The sequence below is a fragment of the Polaromonas sp. YR568 genome (assembly GCF_943369415.1).
GTDB lineage: Bacteria > Pseudomonadota > Gammaproteobacteria > Burkholderiales > Burkholderiaceae_C > Polaromonas.
Genome location: NZ_CALRNF020000010.1, coordinates 1 through 18,460 on the forward strand (window position 1 = coordinate 1; position 18,460 = coordinate 18,460).

Annotated in this window: 15 protein-coding genes; 2 read left to right on the forward strand and 13 right to left on the reverse strand. The window is 67.7% G+C overall.

The annotated features are described in order from the left end of the window. Positions 1 to 51 precede the first annotated feature (51 nt). The 8 genes from ACLV74_RS08525 to gabT form a co-directional block, all read right to left on the reverse strand. A complete protein-coding gene (locus ACLV74_RS08525) occupies positions 52 to 1,554 on the reverse strand; it encodes a sensor histidine kinase (RefSeq protein WP_411878954.1) in 1,503 nt (500 codons plus the stop codon). Further along, positions 1,535 to 2,236 carry a response regulator gene (locus ACLV74_RS08530; RefSeq protein ID WP_411878955.1) on the reverse strand — a complete coding sequence of 234 codons (702 nt, stop codon included), beginning with the start codon at positions 2,234 to 2,236 and terminating at the stop codon, positions 1,535 to 1,537. The genes ACLV74_RS08525 and ACLV74_RS08530 overlap by 20 nt, the downstream gene beginning before the upstream one ends. Before the next feature lie 39 nt (positions 2,237 to 2,275). Next, positions 2,276 to 3,754 carry an NAD-dependent succinate-semialdehyde dehydrogenase gene (locus ACLV74_RS08535; RefSeq protein ID WP_411878956.1) on the reverse strand — a complete coding sequence of 493 codons (1,479 nt, stop codon included), beginning with the start codon at positions 3,752 to 3,754 and terminating at the stop codon, positions 2,276 to 2,278. 146 nt (positions 3,755 to 3,900) lie between these two features. Beyond that, the gene (locus ACLV74_RS08540; protein WP_411878957.1) at positions 3,901 to 4,725 is read right to left on the reverse strand and encodes an ABC transporter permease; all 825 of its coding nucleotides are present in this window, start codon (positions 4,723 to 4,725) and stop codon (positions 3,901 to 3,903) included. 36 nt (positions 4,726 to 4,761) lie between these two features. After that, positions 4,762 to 6,015 (reverse strand): ABC transporter permease, encoded by a 1,254-nt coding sequence (locus ACLV74_RS08545; RefSeq protein ID WP_411878958.1) that lies wholly within the window; start codon positions 6,013 to 6,015, stop codon positions 4,762 to 4,764. 24 nt (positions 6,016 to 6,039) lie between these two features. Beyond that, a complete protein-coding gene (locus ACLV74_RS08550) occupies positions 6,040 to 7,068 on the reverse strand; it encodes an ABC transporter substrate-binding protein (protein WP_411878959.1) in 1,029 nt (342 codons plus the stop codon). A gap of 81 nt (positions 7,069 to 7,149) precedes the next feature. Further along, entirely contained in the window at positions 7,150 to 8,241 is a 1,092-nt protein-coding gene (locus tag ACLV74_RS08555; RefSeq protein WP_411878960.1) for an ABC transporter ATP-binding protein, read from the reverse strand. Between the two features lie 29 nt (positions 8,242 to 8,270). Then, complete coding sequence (gene gabT, locus ACLV74_RS08560) at positions 8,271 to 9,563, reverse strand: 4-aminobutyrate--2-oxoglutarate transaminase (RefSeq protein WP_411878961.1); 1,293 nt, start codon at positions 9,561 to 9,563, stop codon at positions 8,271 to 8,273. A 181-nt stretch (positions 9,564 to 9,744) separates the two neighbouring features. Here gabT and ACLV74_RS08565 point away from each other — a divergent pair, with 181 nt between their 5' ends. Continuing rightward, the gene (locus ACLV74_RS08565) at positions 9,745 to 11,160 is read left to right on the forward strand and encodes a PLP-dependent aminotransferase family protein (protein WP_411878962.1); all 1,416 of its coding nucleotides are present in this window, start codon (positions 9,745 to 9,747) and stop codon (positions 11,158 to 11,160) included. A gap of 35 nt (positions 11,161 to 11,195) precedes the next feature. Here the strand turns inward: ACLV74_RS08565 and ACLV74_RS08570 are convergent, their stop codons facing one another. The 5 genes from ACLV74_RS08570 to ACLV74_RS08590 form a co-directional block, all read right to left on the reverse strand. After that, positions 11,196 to 11,858, reverse strand: coding sequence for a GntR family transcriptional regulator (locus tag ACLV74_RS08570; protein WP_411878963.1), 663 nt, complete (start codon positions 11,856 to 11,858; stop codon positions 11,196 to 11,198). Between the two features lie 80 nt (positions 11,859 to 11,938). Beyond that, the gene (locus tag ACLV74_RS08575) at positions 11,939 to 13,234 is read right to left on the reverse strand and encodes an FAD-dependent oxidoreductase (protein WP_411878964.1); all 1,296 of its coding nucleotides are present in this window, start codon (positions 13,232 to 13,234) and stop codon (positions 11,939 to 11,941) included. After that, positions 13,231 to 13,488 (reverse strand): (2Fe-2S)-binding protein, encoded by a 258-nt coding sequence (locus tag ACLV74_RS08580; protein ID WP_411878965.1) that lies wholly within the window; start codon positions 13,486 to 13,488, stop codon positions 13,231 to 13,233. The genes ACLV74_RS08575 and ACLV74_RS08580 overlap by 4 nt, the downstream gene beginning before the upstream one ends. Continuing rightward, positions 13,485 to 14,588 carry an NAD(P)/FAD-dependent oxidoreductase gene (locus tag ACLV74_RS08585; RefSeq protein ID WP_411878966.1) on the reverse strand — a complete coding sequence of 368 codons (1,104 nt, stop codon included), beginning with the start codon at positions 14,586 to 14,588 and terminating at the stop codon, positions 13,485 to 13,487. Before ACLV74_RS08585 ends, ACLV74_RS08580 begins: the two co-directional genes overlap by 4 nt. A gap of 28 nt (positions 14,589 to 14,616) precedes the next feature. Further along, entirely contained in the window at positions 14,617 to 15,531 is a 915-nt protein-coding gene (locus ACLV74_RS08590) for a dihydrodipicolinate synthase family protein (protein WP_411878967.1), read from the reverse strand. A 301-nt stretch (positions 15,532 to 15,832) separates the two neighbouring features. Here ACLV74_RS08590 and alaS point away from each other — a divergent pair, with 301 nt between their 5' ends. Then, a complete protein-coding gene (alaS, locus tag ACLV74_RS08595) occupies positions 15,833 to 18,457 on the forward strand; it encodes an alanine--tRNA ligase (RefSeq protein ID WP_411878968.1) in 2,625 nt (874 codons plus the stop codon). Positions 18,458 to 18,460 lie beyond the last annotated feature (3 nt).

An 18,460-nucleotide genomic window follows, 5' to 3' on the forward strand; every position in this document is an offset into this window, starting at 1 on the left:
AAGCCCTTCGACAGGCTCAGGGCGAACGGTACTGTCTCGAGCTACAAAACATCAACGGCCCTGAGAGTCCGGCGCCAGCGGCAGGCGCAGGATGGCGCGCAGGCCGGTCCCGGCGGCGGCATCCGCCAGCTCGATATCACCGCCGTTGCGCCTGGCGTAGGCGCGCGCGATGCCCAGGCCCAGCCCGGCGCCGCGCTGGCCTTTTTCATGGCCGGTATCGGCTGAATGGAAGCGCTCAAAGACTTGCGCGCGCCGCGCGGCGGCAATGCCGGGGCCGTCGTCGCGCACTTCTGCAAATGCCATGCCGTCCCGGCTGCCGGCCATCACGGTGATGTGGCCGCCGGCCGGCGTGTAGACGATGGCGTTGTGCACCAGGTTGGACAGCGCCTCGTGCAGTTCGGGGCCGCGGGCCAGCACGGGCACCGCGGGTTGCGCCGATGGCAGCGAGGGCGCATCTTCCCGGGCGTCCACCCAGCCCAGGTCCTGGTTTTTCTCATGCGCCAGCGCCAGGTACTGCAGCACCACGTCGCGGGCGATGCTGTTGAGGTCCACCACTTCGGGCGCGTCTGAGGGATTGGCCGGCGGCGTGCTTTCGTTCGCGTGGGCCAGCGAGAGCAATTGCTCACACAGGCGCCGGCTTCGCGCGATCTGCGTGACCATGGCGCGCAAGGTGGCGTGCAGCTGTGCCGTGTCTTTTTCGCGCAGGGCGACGCCGGCCTGGGTCAGCATGATGGCCAGCGGCGTGCGCAGCTGGTGCGAGGCGTCGGCGAGGAACTGCGACTGCTGCTCGAGCAGCTCGCGGTAGCTGGCCAGGTGCTGGTTGACGGCGTCGACCAGCGGCGCCACCTCATGCGGCACGTCGCTGGTGTCCAGCGGCTTGAGGTCGCGGCCCTTGTTGGCCAGCACGGTTTTGCGCAGGCGCTCCAGCGGCTGCAGCGACCAGGTCACGCCCAGCCAGACCAGCAAAATCATCACCAGCACCATGCGCGTGTCGCGTATCAGCTCCTGCTGCAGGGTGGCGGCCTGTGCCCGGTCGCGCGGGCCGGTGCTTTCGGCGACCTGCACCAGCAGGTCGAAGGCCTGGCCGCGCCCGTCTTTCACCTGGCTTTGCAACGCCACCATGCGGACCGTGTGGCCCGCGTAGTAGCTGTCGTACCAGACGGTGGAGGAGGGCGCTGCTGCCTCAGCCTGCGGCGGCGGTGAGGGCAGGTCGGTTTCGCCCAGCAGGGTCAGCTCTTTCGCGCCTGCCGCGCCTTGAGGCCTCAGGCCGACGTGCAGGTATTTTTGCAAGGGGCTGGCGGGGTCGGAGACCGCCTGCAGCGCCAGCGGCGTGGCCAGGCGCAGCGAGCCATCCGGCGCCAGCGACAGGCTGCCGCGCAGCACGTGCACCGATTCCAGCATGGCCTGGTCATAGGCGTCCTGCACCTGGCTGCGCAGGGCGCTGTAGTCGTTCCAGCTGTCCAGCGCGAGCAGGCCCAGGATGCCGGGCAGCAGCAGCGTGAGCAGGCGCGCGCGTATGCCGAAGCGGTCGGGGTCAGTCCGCAGTATCTTCATGCGCGGTGCTTTCCGGTGCTATGCATTCCAGCATGTAGCCCAGGCCGCGCACGGTGACGATGCGCACGTCGCCGCCGTCGAGTTTGCGGCGCAGCCGGTGCAGCACCAGCTCGATCGCATCGGGGCCGGCATTGCTGTCGGCCGGGAAGACCTTGCCCGAGAGCTGCGACTTCTCCACCGGCGTGCCGCTGCGCGCCAGCAGCACCGACAGGGCCGCGCTTTCACGCGGCGTGAGCTGCAGCAGCGTGCCGGCCAGCGTGAAGGCCCGGCTGTCGTGCGGGCATGACAGCGAGCCGCACTCCAGCGGCGCATGCGAGCGGCCGCGGCTGCGCCGCACCAGCGCGGTGAGGCGGGCTTCGAGCTCTTCAATCGCGAAGGGCTTGGTCAGGAAGTCGTCGGCGCCCACGTTCAGGCCCTTGACGCGGTCCTGCAGCGAGCCCTGCGCCGTCAGCACCAGCACGGGCGTGCGGTTGCCGGCCTTGCGCAGGTCGGCCAGGATGGCCAGTCCGTGTTTGTCGGGCAGGCGCAGGTCCAGCACCACGGCGTCGTAGTCGTTGCCGGCCAGCAGCGATTCGGCCGTGGCGGCGTCGGGTGCGTGGTCGGTCACAAAGCCGCTTTGCTTGAAGGCGCGCAGCAGCCAGGCCGCCATCTCGGCTTCGTCTTCCACGAGCAAAAGGCGCATGTCGGGTGTGGCGGTGTGGTGTGCGGTTGAGTAAGGGTCTTAGCGCTGGATGTCGCCCAGGCACAGGTACTTCATCTCGAGGTATTCCTCCATGCCGTGGCGCGAGCCTTCGCGGCCCAGGCCGGACTGCTTGACGCCGCCGAAGGGCACGTGCTCGGTGGCGATCACGCCCACGTTGATGCCCACCATGCCGTACTCCAGCGCCTCGGCCACGCGGTAGATGCGGCCTATGTCGCGGCTGTAGAAATAACTGGCCAGGCCGAACTCGGTGTTGTTGGCCGCGTCAATCGCTTCCTGGTCCTTGTGGAAGCGGAACACCGGCGCGAAGGGGCCGAAGGTTTCCTCTTTGGCGCACAGCATGTCGGCCGTGGCTTCGGAGATCACCGTGGGCTCGAAGAACTGGCCTTCAAGCTTGTGGCCGCCGGCCAGCAGCTTGCCGCCCTTGGCGACCGCGTCGGCCACGTGGCGCTGCACCTTCTCGACGGCGGCGTCCTCGATCAGCGGGCCCTGGGCCACGCCGTCTTCAAAGCCGTTGCCGACTTTGAGCAGCTTGACCTTGGCGGCGAATTTTTCGACGAACTGGTCGTACACGCCGTCCTGCACATAGATGCGGTTGGCGCAGACGCAGGTCTGGCCGGCGTTGCGGTATTTGCTGGCCATGGCGCCTTCGACGGCCGAGTCCACGTCGGCATCGTCGAACACGATGAAGGGCGCGTTGCCGCCCAGTTCCAGCGAGAGCTTCTTGACGGTGGGGGCGCTTTGCGCCATCAGGATGCGGCCGACTTCGGTGGAGCCGGTGAAGCTGATGTGGCGCACCACGTCGCTGGCGCAGAAGACCTTGCCCACGGCGATGCTGTTGGCGCCGTCGGCGGTCAGCAGATTGAGCACGCCGGCCGGGATGCCGGCGCGCACGGCCAGCTCGGCGGCGGCCAGGGCCGTCAGCGGCGTGAGCTCGGCCGGCTTGATGACGACCGGGCAACCGGCGGCCAGGGCCGGCGCGACCTTGCGGGTGATCATGGCCAGCGGGAAGTTCCAGGGCGTGATGGCGGCGCACACGCCGATCGGCTGCTTGATGACCATCAGGCGGCGGCTGTTGTCGAACTGCGGCAGGGTTTCGCCGTTGACGCGTTTGGCTTCCTCGGCGAACCACTCGACAAAACTCGCGCCGTAGGCGATCTCGCCCTTGGCTTCGGCAAAGGGCTTGCCCTGCTCGGCCGTCATGATGCGGGCCAGGTCTTCCTGGTTGGCCATGAGCAGCTGGAACCACTTGAGCAGGATGGCGTGGCGTTCCTTGCCGGTCTTGCTGCGCCAGGCGGGCCAGGCGGCGTTGGCGGCCGCAATGGCGGCTTCGGCGTCCTGCGGGCCCAGGTTGGCGACGTCGGCGAGCTTGCGGCCGTTCGAAGGGTCGTTCACGTCAAAGCGCGCCTTGCCGGCGACCCACTGGCCGTTGATCAGCGCGTCGGTCTTGAGCAGGCTGGGGTCTTTGAGCAGGGAAAGGGGGGAAGTCTTCATGTCCATGAGCGAGGGTCCTTGATGCGGGTGGGGGCGAAACCGTCGGCTGATTTTGACAGCTTTCGGCTGGAGGGACGGGCGGCGGGCCTGTATGCGGGCCCGCGAAAGGGTTTAGCCGCGAGAGGGGATGCCCGGGCGGGCCGGGCCCCGGTTCAGCCCCGGCGCCCGCGCAGCCATTCCAGCAGCACAAGCAGTGCGGTGGTGAACAGGATCAGCAAGGTCGCCACGGCCGCGATGGTGGGCGAGATGTTTTCCCGGATGCCGGTGAACATCTGCCGCGGCAGCGTCGCCTGTTCGGCGCCGGCCAGAAACAGCGTCACCACCACTTCGTCGAAGGACGTGGCGAACGCAAACAGCGCGCCGGAGATGACGCCCGGCGCGATGACCGGCAGCGTGACCCGGAAAAATGTCCGCAGCGGCGTCTCGCCCAGGCTCAGGGAGGCGCGCACCAGGTTGTGGTTGAAGCCCGCGAGCGTGGCCAGCACCGTGGTCAGGACAAAAGGGGTTCCGAGCGCGGCGTGCACGGCGATGAGCCCGGTGTAGCTGTCGGCCAGCCCCAGCGGGGCGAAGTAGAGGTAGGTGGCCACGCCCACCACCACGATGGGAACCACCATGGGCGCGATCAGGATGGCCATGAGCAAGCCCTTGAAGCGGAAGCTGGCCCTGGACAGGCCCACCGCGGCCAGCGTGCCGAGCGCGGTGGCGATCAGCGTTGCGGCCGGCGCCACGATGAAGCTGTTTTTGGCGGCGCGCGCCCATTCCGGCGAGTCCAGCAGGTTGCGGTACCACTTCAGGGACCAACCCGGGATCGGGTAGCTCAAAAAAGAGCTGTCGGAAAAGGACAGCGGCACCATGACCAGTATGGGCGCCAGCAGGAAGGCGAGCGTGGCGACGCAGGCGGCGCGCAGCAGCCACCAGCCGGCCTTGTCGGCGAGTGTGGCGTAGCGCGGGAAGGCGGGCCCTTTGATGTTGAACATGGTGTGCTTATGCCTGTGCGGTGCCTGTGCAATGAATCAGCCGAGGTTGAGCTCGGCATTGCCGATGCGGCGGTAGACGCCGTAGAGAACCATGGTGGCCGTGAGAAGCACCGCCCCCAGCGCGCAGGCCATGCCCCAGTTGACTTCCACGTTGGTGTAGCGGGCGATGTAGTAGCTCAGCATCTGGTCGTCCGCGCCGCCCAGCAGGGCCGGCGTCACGTAGTAGCCGATGGAGAGGATGAAGACCAGCAGCGCGCCGGCGCTGATGCCGGGGTAGGTCTGCGGAACGTAGACGCGAAAGAAGGCCGACAGCGGCGGGCTGCCCAGCGACACCGCGGCGCGGATGTAGCTGCCCGGCACGTTTTTCATCACGCTGTAGAGCGGCAGGATCATGAAGGGCAGCAGGATGTGCACCATGGCGATGATCACGCCGGCGCGGTTGAACAGCAGGGGCAGGGGGCTGTCGGTCAGGCCCGCGGCCATCAGGCCGCGGTTCACCAGGCCCTCGGACTGCAGCAGCACGATCCACGCCGCCACGCGCACCAGGATGGATGTCCAGAAAGGCACCAGCACCAGGATCATCAGCAGGTTGGCCTTGCGCGCGGGCAGGGACGCCAGCCACCAGGCCAGCGGGTAGGCCAGCAGCAGGCAGAACAGCGTGACAACGAAGCTGATGGAAAAAGTGCGCAGCAGGATGGGGCCGAAAGCGCGCTGGTCCTCGGGCATGCGCTCCACCTGGCCCCGGCCGTCACGCCGCAGGTCCACCGAGGCCAGCAGGTAGTCCGGCGTCCAGCGCGAGCTGTTTTTGGCGATCGCCTGCCAGAAGGGCGTCTCGGCCCAGCGCGGGTCCAGCTGGATCAGCCTGGCCTGTATCTCCTGCGCGGAACCGTTGATGGGCAGCGCGCGGTAAGCCCCCATGACCAGCGAGCGCGCCCCGGCCACCTCGGAGTTGAGCCGCCGCGCCAGCGCGCCGGCGTCCGCACTGTCGGACAGGTGGCCCAGGTCCTCCACCAGCGCCGCATAGCTGGCCGGCGACGGCGATGTTTCCGGATTCCAGCCCTTGAGGCTTTGCACCGTCCGCGGAAGCGCGGCCACCACCTCGGGGTTTTCAACCGCGCGCTGCAGCAGGGCCGCGATGGGAACCAGCAGGGTCAGCAGCAGAAACACCAGCAACGGCACCGTCAGCGCAAAGGCGCGCCATTGCCGGCGGGCATCCGCGCGCGACAGGGCGCGGCGCAAGGCGCGCGAGTCGCCGGCGTGAAGAGCGGGCGGGCTGGTGGGGCTGCTCATGGGGCTGCTCCTGGCGGCCTGCGCTTACTGCGTGGCCCAGGCGGCAAAGCGTTTTTCAAGCGCTTCGCCCTGGTCGGCCCAGAAGCCCACGTTCATCTGGATGGACTCTTTGGCATTGGCCGGCGAGGTGGGCAGGTCGTCCAGCACCTTTTTGTCGAGTTTGGCCAGGGCCTTGGTGTTGACCGGGCCGTAGGCGATGTTCTGCGCGTACACGGCCTGCGTGGCCGGCTGGCTGGCGAAGGCGATGAACTTCATCGAGGCGTCCTTGTTGGGCGCGCCCTTGGGGATCACCCAGTAGTCCAGGTCGTAAATGCCGCCGGGCCAGTAGATCTTCAGGTTGCGGCCTTCGCGGTTGGCCGCGTCGATGCGGCCGTTGTAGACGGTGCTGAGCGCGACGTCGCCGGCCACCAGAAACTGTGCGGGCTGGGCGCCGGCTTCCCACCACTGGATGTTGGGCTTGAGTTCCGTCAGTTTGCGGAATGCGCGGTCGGCGCCGTCTTTGGTGGCCAGGACCTTGTAGACCTCGGCCGGCTTGACGCCGTCGGCCAGCAGGGCGAACTCCAGGTTGTAGCGGGCGCCCTTGCGCATGCCGCGCTTGCCGGGGATCTTTTTCACGTCCCAGAAATCGGCCCAGCTGACGGGCGCGGTTTTGACCTTGTCGGCATTCCAGGCCATCACGGTGGACCAGACAAAGACGCCGACACCGCAATCGGTCACGGCGGCCGGCAGGAAGTCGGCCTTGGCGCCTATCTTGCTGAAATCAATCTTCTCGAACAGGCCCTCGTCGCAACCGCGCTGGACGTCGGGCGCTTCGACCTCGACCACGTCCCAGGTGACCTTTTTGGTCTCCACCATGGCCTTGATCTTGGCCTGCTCGCCGTTGTATTCGACGGCGACAACCTTGGTGCCGGCTTTTTCATAGGGCTCGTAGTAGGCCTTCTTCTGCGCGTTGGCGTTGGCGCCGCCGAAGTTGACAACGGTGATCTGCTGCTGCGCCAGGGCGGGCAGGGCCAGGCAAGCGGCTGCCGTGAGAGCGATGATGTTTTTCTTCATGGTGCTGTTTCCTCGGTGGTTGATAAAAGGGCGAAAGTGAAAGAAAAAATTAAAAATCAAAAGTTGAAAGTGCGCGGGCAGTCAGGCCGCGTAGATCCGCGTGAAGGCGGCCGGAAATTCAAGGTGGACGGCGGCGCCCGGCTGCGGCGGCGCCAGGCCGTTGAGCAGCGTGAGCGGCAGCTTGACCGAGGCCTGCGCCTGGTCCGGGCCGAGCTCGCAGAGCAGGCGCAGGTGGTCGCCGAAATAGATCACGCGCGCCACGCGGGCGGCCAGCACATTGACGGCCGCGGCGGGCGCCTCGCGGTGCAGCACGATGCGCTCCGGGCGCACATAGGCCTGCACCTGCGCGCCCGCGCCCGCCTGGTTGACGTCGACACCGTGCAGCACGCGGCCGTCGGGCAATTCGATGGCGGACCGCCCGGCGGAAAAAGTCCCCTTGAGCAAGGTGCTGTCGCCGACAAAGCCGGCGACAAAACGGTTGGCCGGCGCCTCATAGAGGTCCTCCACCGGCGCGAGCTGCTGGATCGCGCCGTCGTTGAAGACCGCCACGCGGTCGCTCATGGTCAGGGCCTCGCCCTGGTCGTGCGTGACGTAGACAAAGGTGACGCCCAGCTGGCGGTGCAGTTCCTTGAGCTCGATCTGCATGTGCTCGCGCAGCTGCTTGTCGAGCGCGCCCAGCGGTTCGTCCATCAGCACCAGCTGGGGTTCAAACACCAGCGCCCGGGCCAGTGCGACCCGCTGCTGCTGGCCGCCCGAGAGCTGCGCGGGCAGCCGGTCCGACATGCCGGTGAGCCTGACCATGTCCAGGGCGCGCTGCACGCGGCGGTCCTGGTCCGGGCGCGGCACCTTGCGCACCGTCAGCGGGTAGGCCACGTTCTGCCCCACGGTGAGGTGCGGGAACAGGGCGTAGTTCTGGAACACCATGCCGAAGTTGCGCTTGTGGGGCGGCACCCCGGTGATGCGCGCGCCGTCCAGGAAAATCTCGCCGGCGGTCGGGGACTCGAAGCCGGCCAGCATCATCAGCGTGGTGGTTTTGCCGGAACCGGACGGCCCCAGCAGGCTCAGGAATTCGCCGCGGCGTATGCCCAGGTCAAGCTGCTGCACCACCAGCTGCCTGCCGTCATAGGTTTTTTGCACGCCGGCAAAGCGCACAAGAAAATCGGTGTCGCTCATCGTCTTTCCCGGGGCTGGTGCGGCAGGCATCAGCGCAATGCGGCGAAGCTGTCGGCGAGGATCTTCAGGCCTTCGTCCAGCAGGGCGTCGGGCGCCGTGAGGGGGACCAGAATCCGCAGCACATTGCCGTAGGTGCCGCACGAAAGCAGGATCAGGCCGCGCTTCGCGGCTTCCGCGACCACGCGCTTGGTCAGGTCCGCATCGGGGCGGGCGGGGTCGCCGTTTTCACACAGTTCGATGGCCACCATGGCGCCCAGGCCGCGCACGTCGGCGATGGATTTCTCCGTCGCGGCCATGGCGCGCAGGCCCTTGAGCAGGTGGTCGCCCAGGGCCCGGCTGCGGTCCAGGAGTTTTTCGTCCTCGAAGACCTGCAGCACGGCCAGTGCCGCCGCGCAGCCTATGGGGCTGCCCGCATAGGTGCCGCCCAGCCCGCCGGGGCCGGGTGCGTCCATGACGTCGGCGCGGCCGACCAGGCCGGAGAGGGGAAAGCCGCCGGCCATGGATTTGGCGGTGGCGATCAGGTCCGGCGCCACCGGCCACTGTTCGCTGGCGAACCAGGTGCCGGTGCGGCCGGCGCCCGTCTGCACTTCGTCGGCGATCAGCAGGATGCCGTGGCGGTCGGCCAGGGCCTTCAGGCCGCTGACGAACTCCGGCGGCGCGATGTAAAACCCGCCTTCGCCCTGCACCGGCTCGATGATGAAGGCGGCCACGCGTTCGGCCTCAATGTCGTTTTTCAGGATCAGTTCCACCGAGTGCAGCGCCTTCTCCACGCTCACGCCGTGCAGCGCGTTGGGATACTCGGCATGGAAGACCTCGCCGGGAAACGGCCCGAAACCCAGCTTGTACGGGGCCACCTTGCCGGTCATGCCCAGCGTCATGTTGGTCCGGCCGTGGTAGCCGCCGGTGAAGGCGATGATGCCCGGGCGCCGGGTGTAGGCGCGGGCCACCTTGACGGCGTTTTCAACCGCTTCGGCGCCTGTGGTCAGCAACAGGGTTTTTTTGGCGAAACCGCCGGGCGCCAGGGCGTTGAGTTTTTCCGCCAGTTCGACATAGGGCTCATAGGCGATCACCTGGAAACAGGTGTGCGTGTAAAGGTCCAGCTGCGCCTTGACGGCGGCGATGACGGCGGGATGCAGGTGGCCGGTGTTGAGCACGGCAATGCCGCCGGCGAAGTCGATGTAGCGCCGGCCTTCGACGTCCCACAGCTCGGCGTCGAGCGCGCGCTGGACAAAAATCTCGTGCGCCTGGCCCACGCCGCGTGTCACGGCTGCGTTGCGGCGCGCCATCAGGGCTGCGTTGGTGGTCGGTTGGTTGGCTTGCATGGTGGGGTTCAAAAAGGATTCGGTGAGGGGATGGACGGACTGTAGGAGCCGGTGCAAGGCGCGTCCATGTACAGCGCCGCTGTCTTTTCAACACACTGTGCGGGTCTAGAATGCTGTACATGGATTCCCCAACCCGGTGCATGAGGTTTGCAATGCACAATCTGGCTTTTTTGGCTTTTTGATGCTCACGCTTCGTCCGGAACTCCAGACCCCGCTTGTGAGCCAGATCGTCGACGGCTTGCGCGGAATGATTGCCGGGCAAGCCCTGAAACCGGGGGTCAAGCTGCCCTCCATCCGCAGTTTCGCGGCCGCGCACGGGGTCAGCGTCTTCACCGTGGTCGAGGCCTACGACCGCCTCGTCGCCCAGGGCTGGCTGGTGTCCCGGGCCAACGCCGGTTTTTTCGTCAAGCGCAGGGGCGATGAGGGTGCATCGGGCATTCCGTATGCGCAGCCCGAGCAGCCCAGGTTTGACGCGCGCTGGTACCTCAAGCAGATTTTCGAGAACCGCAACCTGCCCATGAAGCCCGGCTGCGGCTGGCTGCCGCACGATTTCCTGTTCGGCGATGCGCTTCGCCGCAGCATGCGGCACCTGTCGGCCGACGGCTCTTCACTCGACGGCTACGGCCTTCCCTATGGGCACATGGCCTTGCGCATGATCATTGCCGAGGCCCTGGCCGAAAACCAGATCGCGGTGGAGGTGGACCAGGTGCTGATGACGCACGGCTCCAGCCAGGCGCTTGACCTGGTGGCCCGCCAGCTGGTCAAGCCAGGCGATACGGTGCTGGTCGACAGCCCCGGTTACCCTAACCTGATGTTCATGCTGCGCTTTCTGGGCGCCAACCTGGTAGGCGTGCCGCGAACGCCCACGGGTTACGACCTCGCGGCCCTTGAGGCGCTGCTGGCCACCCACAAGCCCAAGGTGTTTTTTACGCAACCCCGGCTGCAGAGCCCGACCTGCTCGATTGCTTCCGCAGCCCACCTCCACCGCCTGCTGCAACTGGCCGAGACGCACGGCTTCACGCTGGTGGAAAACGACATCTACGCCGACATGGACCCGGCCTCGCGGCCCACGCTGGCCAGCCTGGACCAGTTGCGCAACGTGGTCTATATCGGCAGCTATTCCAAAACCATCTCGCCCAACCTGCGCGTGGGCTACCTGCTGGCCGGGCGCGACCTGATCGGGTCATTGGCCCAGCTCAAGATGATTTCGGGGCTCACCTCTTCGGACATCGCCGAGCGGCTCACCTTCGGGGTGGTCACCGACGGCCGCTGGCGCAAGCACCTCAAGTCGCTTCGGGAGCGCCTGGCCCTGGCGCACCGCAAGACGGAAAAAAGCCTGGCCGGCCTGGGCTTCGAACTCTTTCATGAGCCGGGCGCCGGCATGTACCTGTGGGCCCGGCACCCCGACCTCGCCGACAGCGCCGTGCTGTCGCAGGAGGCGACGGCCGAGGGCATCATGCTCGGTCCGGGGCAACTGTTTCTGCTCGAGCCCCATCCCACGGGCTGGCTGCGTTTCAATGTGGCTTTCAGCGACGATGAACGCCTGTGGCGGTTTTTGTCGCGGCGCATCGACCTGGGCCAGCAGGCCGCCCAGTAGGCCGCCCGGCAAGCGCGGGGCCGCCGCACCCGGTCTCAGATCTCGATGACGCGCCGGGCAAAGCCCTCAAGATAATCCATCAGCTGGTTGGCGCCGCGCACCGCGGCGGCCTCGTCGCCGGTGGCGATGCCCTGGGCCAGTGCCATGTGAAAGCGCGCGGCCTCGGTGATCTCGCCTTCGTGCTGGTAGGCGTACCAGAAGCGCCGACACTGCACGATCAGCGGCACCACGCTCTTGACGGCCGAGCTGTTGCGGCAGGCTTCGTGGTTGACGATGTCCAGCTCGTGGTCGGCGGCCATGTAGGCCGCCAGGTTGCCGCGTTCGGCGGCCTTGATCATCTTGTTGGCTCGGTCCACGATGGCCTTGCGCTGGGCCGCCGTGGCGCGGCGCGCCGAGCCGGCGGCGATCACGCCCTCGAGCACGCGCCGCGTCAGGATCACGTCCAGGTGCTCGGCCAGGTCGATGTTGGAGACCCGCAGGCCGCGGCGCGGCTGTTGCACGATCAGGCCTATGGAGACCATGCGCAGCAGGGCTTCGCGAAGGGGTGTGCGGCCCATCCGGGTGCGTTCGACCAGGTCGGCCTCGACCACGGGCGCGCCGGGCTCCAGCTGCAGGGTGGCGATCATGGCTTCAATCGCGTCGTAGGCGACGTCGGCGGCCCGGCGTTTCGGTGGCGTTCGGAGTGCGGTCGTGGACATGGTTGTTGTTCAGGGTCTCGGCGTTGTTCGCGCAGGCTCAGGGCCCGCATGAAGCCTACCACGCGTGGCGGCGATGGACGTCATGCGCCGGGTTCCGGCGTGGCTGCCGCATCCCCGGCGCACGCCAGCGTGGCGATGCGCGCGGGCGACAGCGGCGGGCGCGGCGCGGGCGGCGTCCAGCCGAAGAGGAATTGCGCCGCAGCGCCGCACACGCGCCCCTGGCAGGCGCCCATGCCGCAGCGGGTGTGCAGTTTGGCTTCGGTCCAGCCGCTGCAGCCGGAGAGCGCGGCCCGCGGCACGTCTTCGCAGCGGCAGACCAGGGTGTCGGCGCGGGCCAGGGTTTTGAGCGAGGGTGCCAGGGTGAAGCGCTTTTGCAGTTCGGCCGCGAAGGCATGCCAGTGCGCGCGATCCGCGTTGTGGCGCTGCGCGGCGGCCTTGTCATTGACGGCCGCGAAGCCGGCGATGCGGCCTTGTGCAAGCGCGCGCTCGCTGCCGCCTATGCCGGTGCATTCGCCGGCCGCATAAACGCCGGCCATGCTGGTTTCCTGCAGGGCGTTGACGGCCAGCGCCTGCGGGTTGCCGTCTGCCGCTGTCAGCGCGCAGCCCAGCAACCGGCCGAGCTCGGTGTTGGGCACCAGGCCGAAGCCGCAGGCCACGCGGTCGCAGGCGATGTCGGTCTCGCGGCCGGCGTGTTGCAGCCGCACCGATTCGACGCGGCCCGCGCCCTGCACACAGACGATGTGTGTGCCGGTGCGGTAGCGTGTGCTGGCCAGGCCCAGCGCCTGCGTGGCCTTGCCGGGCCAGCGCGGCAGTTGCGCAGCGAAGCCCGCCACCGCTGTGAAGCCCGCCTGCTCGGCGATGCGCAGCACCTTGGCGCCGGCCTGGCGCGCCGTGGCGGCGGCCACCAGCAACAGCGGCCCGCTGCCGGCGATGACGATGCGTTCGCCCGCGACCGGCATGCCGGCCTTGATGAGCGCCTGCAGCCCGCCGGCGCCGGTGACGCCGGGCAGCGTCCAGCCCGGGAAGGGCAGCAGCAGTTCGCGCGCGCCTGTGCACAGGATCAATTTGTCATAACGCTGCACCCAGCCGTGTGTGGCGTCTTCGAGCAGCAGCGCGCCGGCGCCGGCCAGGCTGACCACGCGTGTGCCGCATAGCACGCGCACGTTGGCGCAGCGCGCGAGCGCCTCGCGCATGCGCAGCGCCTGCGGCGGCAGGTGGGCACCGGGGCCGTCACGCCAGATCTGCCCGCCCGGGGCGGGGTTGTCGTCGAGCAAGGTGATGCGGGCGCCGCTGGGCGCGGCGGCCAGGGCGGCCGCCATGCCGGCCGGGCCGGCGCCGACGATGAGCAGTTCGCGGGAAGCCGATGGCATGTTCATGGTTGAAGGCCGGTTTCCACGCGCAGGCCCTCGCTGCACAGTGTCTGGCAGGCCAGGCGGCGCTGGCCGTCTATGGTGAGGCGGCATTCGTGGCAGATGCCCATGCCGCAAAAGGGTGAGCGCGCCTCGCCGCCGACGGACAGGCGTGAATGCCCCGGCGGGCGGAAGGCCAGCGCGGCGGCCACGCTGGTGCCGGCCGGCACGCGCAGCGGCCGGCCGTCGAGCAGGAATTCGACGCTGGGTTTTGCTTTCATACCTGAACTCCCGGAAAGCGTTGCATGCCGTAGGGCTCGCCATCAAAGGGCAGCGCCGCGCCGGTGATTTGCGCCGCCAGCAGGCGGGCGGTGGCCGGCGCCGTGGTCACGCCCAGGCCTTCGTGGCCGACGGCCAGCCACAGGCCGGGTTGCCCGGGATGGCGGCCGATGATGGGCAGGCTGTCGGGCGTGGCGGCGCGAAAGCCCGTCCAGGTCCGTACCGTGTTGAGGCCGGCCAGCGCCGGCAGGTAGTCCAGCGCGCGGCCCAGCATGCGCGCGAGCATGGGCGCTTCCACGGCTGGGTCGGTGCTGTCGAACTGGCGGGAAGAACCTATGAGCAATTGCCCTGTCGGGCGCGGCTGCACGTTGAAGGCGACCGAGTCGCCCTCGCTGTGGTGCGCGCTGTTGATGTAGCCGAGCTCCACCAATTGGTGGTGCACCGTGCCGGGGTAGCGGTCGGTGATCGCGAGGTGGCCTTTCTTGGGGCGCAGGGGCAGGCCGGGGCAGAGGCGGGTGGCGTGTATGCCCGCGGCCAGCACGACGGCGGCGGCGCTGCGAAAGCTGCCGTCGGCCAGGCGCACGCGCGAGCCTTCGATGGCGACGGCTTCGGCCTGCTCAAAGGCGATGGCGTGCGGTGCCTGCGCGAGCAGCCAGCGCGCGGCGCTGGGCGCATAGACCACGCTGTCGCCGTTGACCTTGAGCGCGCCGGCCAGGCCGCCGCGCAGCGCCGGCTCTGCCGCGGCCAGCGCGGCGGGGCCCAGCAGTTCGCAGGCGATGCCGTGGGCCTCCAGGCGTTGCCGCTTGTTGTCGGCTTCGGCCATCTCTGCTTCATTGGCAGCCAGCCACAGCGTGCCGCAGGGGCTGAAGGCGCAAGCGGCATTCAGGCGCGGCGCCCAGCCGTGCCAGAGTTTGAGTGATTCATGGCTCAGCGTGAGCTCGGCCGGGTTGTCGTCCATCACCACCAGGTGGCCCATGCCGGCGGCGGTGGCGCCGCCCAGGCCGGCGTCCAGCACCAGCACGCCCAGGCCCGCGCGCGCGAGTTCGTGCGCGCAGGCCGCGCCGACAATGCCGGCGCCTATGACGATCACGTCGGCGTTCATGGCTGCATCCCGGCGGCGCCTGGAGCGATCAGGGAACGGATTGGTACTGTGCCGGCCGCGTGGCCAGGGCTTTTTTGACGATGGCTTCGATGAACGCGCGCTCGTCGCCTATCAGCGGCAGGCGCGGGCGGCGCATGTGCTCGGTGCCCACGCCGACCAGCGCGTCGATGAGCTTGAGGTTTTGCACCAGCTTGGTCGACACGTCCAGGTGCAGCATGGGCGTCATCCACTGGTAGAGCTTGAGTGCTTCGGCGAATTGGCCGGCCTTCATCAGGTCGTAAAGCGCCACGGTTTCGCGCGGGAAGGCGCAGCCCACGCCGGCCAGCAGGCCGTCGCAGCCCAGGGCCAGGCCTTCGTAGGCCAGGTCGTCCACGCCGAGGAAGAGCTGGTAACGATCACCCACCGTGTTGCGCAGGTCGGTGATGCGGCGGATGTCGTCGCTGCTTTCCTTGATGGCGGCCAGCCATTCGCAGTCGGCCAGCTCGGCCATGTGCTGGGGCTTCAGGTCCACCCGGTAGGCGACCGGGTTGTTGTAAATCATGATGGGCTTGCGTGCGGCTTCGGCCATGGTGCGCACATTGAGCATGGCTTCGCGCGCGTCGGCCACGTAAATCACCGATGGCATGACCATGTAGCCGTCCACGCCCAGCTGGTTGGCGCCGGCGATGTAGCGCAGCGCCTCGCGCGTGCTGGTTTCCGACACGTTGGCCAGCACCGGCACGCGGCCCTTGCTGGCGTCCAGCGCGATCTTGGCGACCTGGAGCTTTTCTTCCAGCGACAGCGTGCTGGCCTCGCCCAGCGAGCCGCAGGTCACCAGGCCGTGGATGCCGTTGCGGATCTGGAAGTCGATGTGGCGCGCGGTGCCTTCGGCATCAATGCTTTCGTCGGCGTGGAACTTGGTGGTGACGGCGGGAAAAATACCTTGCCAGCGGGGGGTGTTCAAGGGCGTGCTCCTGGAGAAAAAAATGGAAAAAAGGGTTGAAGGTTAGGCAAGTATAAATATATTAAGGAGATATCAAAGTGATTTTTTGCGGGATGCCGGGCATCTTGCATGCCGGCTTTTTTGCGCCCGGGAAGCCGCATGTAGGAGGGACGAGGGCTTCCCCGGGAGGCGGGGCGGCGCGGGAGGCCCGCGCCTATAATCAAATGTTCAAGTAAATCAAGCGCTTAGGTGGGTTCGACGCAGTGGGTACGACCTTGAGGTCGCCGGCGGCCGGCCACCTTGCCAGACCACAAATTCCAAGATGAGCCAGCCCACTTTCACCGTCGCCGACATCCGCAAGACCTTCCTCGACTTCTTCGCGTCCAAGGGGCACACCGTGGTGCCGTCCAGTTCGCTGGTGCCGGGCAACGACCCGACGCTGATGTTCACCAACTCCGGCATGGTGCAGTTCAAGGACGTGTTCCTCGGCACCGACAAGCGCCCTTATGTGCGCGCCGCGTCCGTCCAGGCCTGCCTGCGCGCCGGCGGCAAGCACAACGACCTGGAGAACGTGGGCTACACCGCGCGCCACCACACCTTCTTCGAGATGCTGGGCAACTGGAGCTTCGGCGACTACTTCAAGCGCGAGTCGCTCAAGTGGGCCTGGGAGCTGCTGACCGAGGTCTACAAGCTGCCGGCCGACCGCCTGCTGGCCACGGTGTATGAAGAGGACGACGAGGCCTACGACATCTGGACCAAGGAGATTGGTCTCCCGCCCGAGCGCGTGATCCGCATCGGCGACAACAAGGGCGGCCGCTACAAGTCCGACAACTTCTGGATGATGGCCGACACCGGGCCCTGCGGCCCCTGCTCGGAAATCTTCTACGACCACGGCGACCACATTCCCGGCGGCCCGCCCGGCAGCCCCGATGAAGACGGCGACCGCTTCATCGAGATCTGGAACAACGTGTTCATGCAGTTCGACATGGCGGCCGACGGCAGCGTCACCCAATTGCCCGCGCCCTGCGTGGACACCGGCATGGGCCTGGAGCGCCTGGCCGCCATCCTGCAGCACGTGCACAGCAATTACGAGATCGACATCTTTGATGCGCTGATCAAGGCCGCCAGCCGCGAAACCGGCGAGAAGGACCTGGGCAACAAGTCGCTGCGCGTGATTGCCGACCACATCCGAGCTACCGCGTTCCTGGTGGCCGACGGCGTCAACCCGTCCAACGAAGGCCGCGGCTACGTGCAGCGCCGCATCATCCGCCGCGCGATCCGCCACGGCTACAAGCTGGGCAAGAAGACGCCGTTTTTCCACAGGCTGGTGCACGACCTGGCGGGGCTGATGGGCGACGCCTATCCCAAGCTCAGGACCGACGAAGCCCGCATCACCGCCGTACTCAAAGCCGAGGAAGAGCGCTTCTTTGAAACGCTGGAAATCGGCATGACCATCCTGGACACGGCGCTGGCCGGCGGCGCCAAGGTGCTGCCCGGCGACGTGGCCTTCAAGCTGCACGACACCTACGGCTTCCCACTGGACCTCTCGGCCGACGTCTGCCGCGAGCGCGGCGTGGAAGTTGACGAAGCCGGCTTTAACGCCGCCATGGACAGGCAAAAGAACCAGGCCCGCGCGGCCGGCAAGTTCAAGATGGACCGCGCGCTGGAGTACACCGGCGGCGGCAACACCTTCACCGGCTACGAGCTGCTCGAAGAGTCCGCGAAAGTGGTGGCGCTCTACGCCGACGGCGTGGCCGTGCAGGCCCTCAACGCCGGGCAAAGCGGTGTGGTGGTGCTGAACACCACGCCCTTCTACGCCGAAAGCGGCGGCCAGGTCGGCGACCAGGGCCGCATCACCGCGGCCGGCAGCAGCTTTGCGGTGGACGACACGCTCAAGATCAAGGCCGACGTGTTCGGCCACCACGGCACGCAGGAAAGCGGCACGCTGAAAGTCGGCGATGCGGTGACGGCACAGGTCAACACGGCCGTACGCGCCGCCACCGTGCGCAACCACAGCGCCACGCATTTGATGCACAAGGCGCTGCGCGAAGTGCTGGGCGAGCACGTGCAGCAAAAGGGCAGCCTGGTGAATGCCGAGCGCACGCGTTTTGACTTCGCGCACAACGCGCCCGTCACCGACGCGCAGATCCGCGAGATCGAGGCGCGCGTCAATGCCGAGATCCTCTCCAACGTGGCGACGGATGCCAGCGTGATGGACATGGAAGCTGCGCAAAAGACCGGCGCCATGATGCTGTTCGGCGAGAAATACGGCGACAGCGTGCGCGTGCTGACCATCGGGTCCAGCAAGGAACTCTGCGGCGGCACCCACGTGGCGCGCACCGGCGACATCGGCCTCTTCAAGATCGTCGCCGAAAGCGGTGTGGCTGCCGGCGTGCGGCGTGTGGAAGCCGTGACCGGCGAAAACGCGCTGGCCTATCTGCAGTCGCTCGAATCCACGGTGCAAGCCGCTGCCGGCTCGCTGAAGGCCAGCCCGTCGGAGCTGCAGGGCCGCATCAGCCAGGTGCTGGACCAGGTCAAGGCGCTCGAAAAAGAAATCGCCGCGCTCAAAGGCAAGCTGGCGTCTTCGCAAGGCGATGAGCTGCTCACGCAGGCGGTGGACGTCAAGGGCCTCAAGGTGCTGGCCGCCAGGCTCGAGGGCGCCGACGCCAAGACGCTGCGCGACACCATGGACAAGCTCAAGGACAAGCTCAAGACAGCCGTCATTGTGCTGGCAGCGGTCGACGGCGACAAGGTGCAGATCGCCGCGGGCGTGACGGCCGACAGCGTCGGCAAAGTGAAGGCCGGCGAGCTGGTGAACTTTGTGGCCCAGCAGGTGGGCGGCAAGGGCGGCGGCAAGGCCGACATGGCCATGGCCGGCGGCACCGACGCGTCCAAACTGGGTGACGCGCTGAAGTCGGTGCAGGGCTGGGTCAACGAACGCGCCTGACGC

Excerpts from the sequence above, each read along its gene's own strand:
- ACLV74_RS08585 (WP_411878966.1), bottom strand. The coding sequence starts at position 14,588 with ATGAACGCCGACGTGATCGTCATAGGCGCCGGCATTGTCGGCGCGGCC.
- ACLV74_RS08525 (WP_411878954.1), bottom strand. The coding sequence starts at position 1,554 with ATGAAGATACTGCGGACTGACCCCGACCGCTTCGGCATACGCGCGCGC.
- gabT (WP_411878961.1), bottom strand. The coding sequence starts at position 9,563 with ATGCAAGCCAACCAACCGACCACCAACGCAGCCCTGATGGCGCGCCGC.
- ACLV74_RS08530 (WP_411878955.1), bottom strand. The coding sequence starts at position 2,236 with ATGCGCCTTTTGCTCGTGGAAGACGAAGCCGAGATGGCGGCCTGGCTG.
- ACLV74_RS08540 (WP_411878957.1), bottom strand. The coding sequence starts at position 4,725 with ATGTTCAACATCAAAGGGCCCGCCTTCCCGCGCTACGCCACACTCGCC.
- ACLV74_RS08565 (WP_411878962.1), top strand. The coding sequence starts at position 9,745 with ATGCTCACGCTTCGTCCGGAACTCCAGACCCCGCTTGTGAGCCAGATC.
- ACLV74_RS08545 (WP_411878958.1), bottom strand. The coding sequence starts at position 6,015 with ATGAGCAGCCCCACCAGCCCGCCCGCTCTTCACGCCGGCGACTCGCGC.
- alaS (WP_411878968.1), top strand. The coding sequence starts at position 15,833 with ATGAGCCAGCCCACTTTCACCGTCGCCGACATCCGCAAGACCTTCCTC.
- ACLV74_RS08580 (WP_411878965.1), bottom strand. The coding sequence starts at position 13,488 with ATGAAAGCAAAACCCAGCGTCGAATTCCTGCTCGACGGCCGGCCGCTG.
- ACLV74_RS08535 (WP_411878956.1), bottom strand. The coding sequence starts at position 3,754 with ATGGACATGAAGACTTCCCCCCTTTCCCTGCTCAAAGACCCCAGCCTG.
- ACLV74_RS08555 (WP_411878960.1), bottom strand. The coding sequence starts at position 8,241 with ATGAGCGACACCGATTTTCTTGTGCGCTTTGCCGGCGTGCAAAAAACC.
- ACLV74_RS08570 (WP_411878963.1), bottom strand. The coding sequence starts at position 11,858 with ATGTCCACGACCGCACTCCGAACGCCACCGAAACGCCGGGCCGCCGAC.
- ACLV74_RS08550 (WP_411878959.1), bottom strand. The coding sequence starts at position 7,068 with ATGAAGAAAAACATCATCGCTCTCACGGCAGCCGCTTGCCTGGCCCTG.
- ACLV74_RS08575 (WP_411878964.1), bottom strand. The coding sequence starts at position 13,234 with ATGAACATGCCATCGGCTTCCCGCGAACTGCTCATCGTCGGCGCCGGC.